The sequence below is a fragment of the uncultured Thermosynechococcus sp. genome (assembly GCF_937958135.1).
Lineage (GTDB): Bacteria > Cyanobacteriota > Cyanobacteriia > Thermosynechococcales > Thermosynechococcaceae > Thermosynechococcus.
In genome coordinates this window covers 1-3195 of the sequence record NZ_CALGOG010000101.1, presented here as the reverse complement: position 1 = coordinate 3195, position 3195 = coordinate 1, and the positions used below count along the sequence as shown (strand labels likewise).

The window sequence follows — 3195 nt, the reverse complement described above, 5'->3', positions numbered from 1 at the left end:
ATGGATTTGGGCAAACGTGAACTCCCCCGACCACTTAGTGCTGATGCCACGGGCTTCGAGGGGATTGGCATGAGCCATGCCAGTAATCACAAGGTCGGGTTGGAGCGCCTTAATCCGCTGAAGCTAATTGTAGTTATCGGGTTTTTCAATAATTGTAGGTAGGGGATGCCGTTGGATGGGGTTGCGTTCTTCTGGATCACTCACTGCTGTAGGCGGGCAGCCATGGCTGCTGGCATCGTATCTTCTCCTTGGGTAAAGGCGTAGTCGAGACCGTTGGCAGGGGCAACGACAATGGGAATGCCGATTTGGCTTCTAGTTTGGGGGCGAGTCCCTCTAAATCCATTTTGATGATTTCAGTCGTGCAGGTGCCAATCCAAAGAATGACACTGGGGTTGCGATCGCGCCTAATTTGCAGGCAGAGGCGCTTTAAGTCTTCGTAGTCATTGAGTTGCGCCGGAATGTCTCCCTCTTCTAACTCTGCCATAGCATAGCGGGGTTCGGCTAGGATTCATACTCACTCCAGCCAAGGGGTTCCGTGGAGTATTCTGGGAGAGGTTTAGACTGCTGCCAGTGGGCGTTCTGCTCCTTGTGGATTGAGATAGAAGTCGGACAGCAAGGCAAAGAGGTCGCGATCAGGGGCATCCTTGGGTACCACTCCTTCAGGCCGAGCCAGAATTTGATCGGCAATGTTCGAGTAGTAGTTACAGACATAACAGACATAGTTGAGAAGGTAACTTGTTTTTGAAAAATCAGTTTTAGTTCTTGTTAGTTTTGTACTTCAATAAAACAAAAATACAAAAGTTCTCCTCGCGAAGCCATTTCCTACTCAATTGCATCTAAAGCTAAAATTTGTCTATCTAGCGATCGCGTCAAAAGAAATCTGAAAAAAGAAACTCTTCCCCTAGGGGGCGATCGCCCACATTGTTGTAAAGAATCATTAAAAATCTCGAAAGTAAATGATTTGTTACAATTTAGGCGGTGGTATCCCTTTAATCGTGCCCATCTGCGCCAGTTGCTCTCGTTTTCCTCAGGAAGTCGCTAGAATTTGAGGGGAGGCGATGCTGCCACAGCGTTTTTCTCTGCCATCGGTCTGCATGAGCAGGATGGGGTGCTGAAAAGATGCGCCATTGTTAGGAAAAAGCTGTAGGCTAGCCTTAGACCGCTGTTGATACTGCCCGTAAGAATGGCCAATGAACAAAGATCAATTTGCCATGAGTGACAACCCCTACGAAAAGCTGCAGGTGCCAGAAGACGCTTCTTTTGAGCAAATTAAGGAAGCGCGGGATGCGCTATTAGCAGCTCACGCTGGGGATGAACGACAGCGCACCGAAATTGAAGCAGCCTACGATGCGATTTTGATGGATCGGCTGCGGCAACGCCAAGAGGGCAAGATCAAAGTTCCTGAGCGCATTCGTTATGCTGAGCAACTCAATGAAGTAGCGCCAGCTAAGCTCAACCCAATTGCGCAGCATCCTGCTTTCCAATGGTGGCAGCAGCAGCTAGATACTCCCAGTCTGCGGGGCATTACCATTACCTCAACGGTCTATGGCCTCTTAATGGCGATCGGGCTATCTCAGGCGAACGCCGACACCTTAGCCTTGGTGCTATCACTGGGACTTGGCTTTAACCTGGTGTGGCTCCAGCGCAAGGAACAACGCCTTGGTCGTGCCTTTTTAATCACCCTCCTTGCCCTGATTTTGGGCACCGTGATTGCCGTGGGCATTCACCCGCTTGGTCTGCCCGGCATGCCCCCCAATGTAGATCAACTGGTGGGTATTGGCGTTTTTGTCAGCTTTTGGCTCACCAGCAACTTCCTGCGCTAACTGCGAATTTGGATCGGCATCACCAAGTATTTCATCTGCGCTTCCCCTAAGGGGCGAATAATCGCCGGCTGAGTTTCGCCGTTGAGTTGAAGTTGTACCTCTGAGCTATTCATGACCTTTAGTCCTTCAAGGAGGTATCTGACATTGAAGGCCACTTCCATCGCCTCACCGGAAATCTGAGCCGGTAGATTCTCTTCACCACTTCCCAGTTGGGGCGCTTCGGCAGAAAGTTTGAGTTCTTGAGCAGCCGCATCAATGTTGATTTTAACGATATTATTCCTCTGAGCCGCAAGGATGGCTACTCGCTCGAGGGCATCGGCAAACTCGGATCGCGCCAGCGTGACTTGACGCGCAAAGGTTTTGGGAATGAGTTGGCGGTAATTGGGGTATTGCCCCTCCAGCAGACGGCTGGTAATGCGAGCATCATTGCCAATATCAAACACTACTTGGGTCGGGTCACAGCGCAGGGTCACATCGCCGTCTTGTTTGGCCATGAGGCGCTCTAAGTCCTTGAGGGACTTGGCTGGAATTGTGATGGGGGAGAGGGCTTCCGGAACCGGCTGTTCTGTTACGGTAACGGCAAGGCGGTGGCCATCGGTAGCGGCAAACTCCAGCCGATCCACTTCAAAGGTCACGTGCAACCCCGTGAGAATTTGTTTGGTCTCATCAGTACTGGCAGCAAACAAACTCCCCTGAAGGCCACGCCGCAATGCCTCTGCCGTCAAGGTGATGGGTGTCACATTGTCTAACGTCGGCAAGGAGGGAAATTCCTCAGCGCTCATCCCCTGAATTTCAAAAAAACCACTGCCGTAGTCGAGGATCACTCGCGTGTCTTCCGCCGTAATTTCAATGTCGCGGTTGGGCATCCGCGACACCATCTCACTAAAGAGCTTGGCGGAAACGGTGATTGCCCCCGGCACCTTCACCGCTGCATCAAGCCAGATTTGCATGCCCAAACTGAGATCAAAGACCGAGAGGCCAAGGCGGCCACCTTTGGCTTGCAAGAGAATATTTGCCAAAATCGGGTGGGAGGGATTGCTGGGGGCAACGCGACTCAGGGGGGCAAGCTTACTGTTGAGAAGGGATTGTGAACAAACAACTTTCATGGCAAACTCCACGGCAGATGCAGCTAAACTTAGGATGTCAGTTCAAAGGGGCGATCGCCAAAACAACTCATGAATTGGCCGATTCTCTAGCATACTACGGCCCTCTACCAAAATCCGTCGCAGTGCTCCGCCCATAGCCGCAGGCTTGGGGGGTGGTGAAGCGGCGGCTAAGTGACATTAGAAGCGACTAAAGGTTATAATATTCGAGAAGCGCTGTCGGGCGGACAGTGCTGAAAATGCCCCTGGAGAGGTTCTGGCGGGGGTGT

The 3195-nt window shown here is 51.6% G+C and carries 2 protein-coding genes and 2 pseudogenes; 1 reads left to right on the top strand and 3 read right to left on the bottom strand.

The window, feature by feature from the left end; all coding sequences use genetic code 11:
• Positions 1-502: pseudogene (locus Q0711_RS11295) on the bottom strand (nitrogenase component 1); the annotation flags it as partial.
• A gap of 54 nt (positions 503-556) precedes the next feature.
• Positions 557-712, bottom strand: a pseudogene (locus Q0711_RS11290) (ferredoxin:protochlorophyllide reductase (ATP-dependent) iron-sulfur ATP-binding protein); the annotation flags it as partial.
• A gap of 478 nt (positions 713-1190) precedes the next feature.
• On the opposite strand from Q0711_RS11290, the gene Q0711_RS11285 reads away from it, so the two are divergent.
• On the top strand, positions 1191-1823 hold the full coding sequence (locus Q0711_RS11285; RefSeq protein ID WP_298616168.1) for a CPP1-like family protein: 633 nt from the start codon (positions 1191-1193) through the stop codon (positions 1821-1823).
• On the opposite strand, the gene dnaN is transcribed toward Q0711_RS11285, so the two are convergent.
• A complete protein-coding gene (gene dnaN, locus Q0711_RS11280) occupies positions 1820-2929 on the bottom strand; it encodes a DNA polymerase III subunit beta (protein ID WP_298616165.1) in 1110 nt (369 codons plus the stop codon). The genes Q0711_RS11285 and dnaN overlap by 4 nt on opposite strands.
• Positions 2930-3195 lie beyond the last annotated feature (266 nt).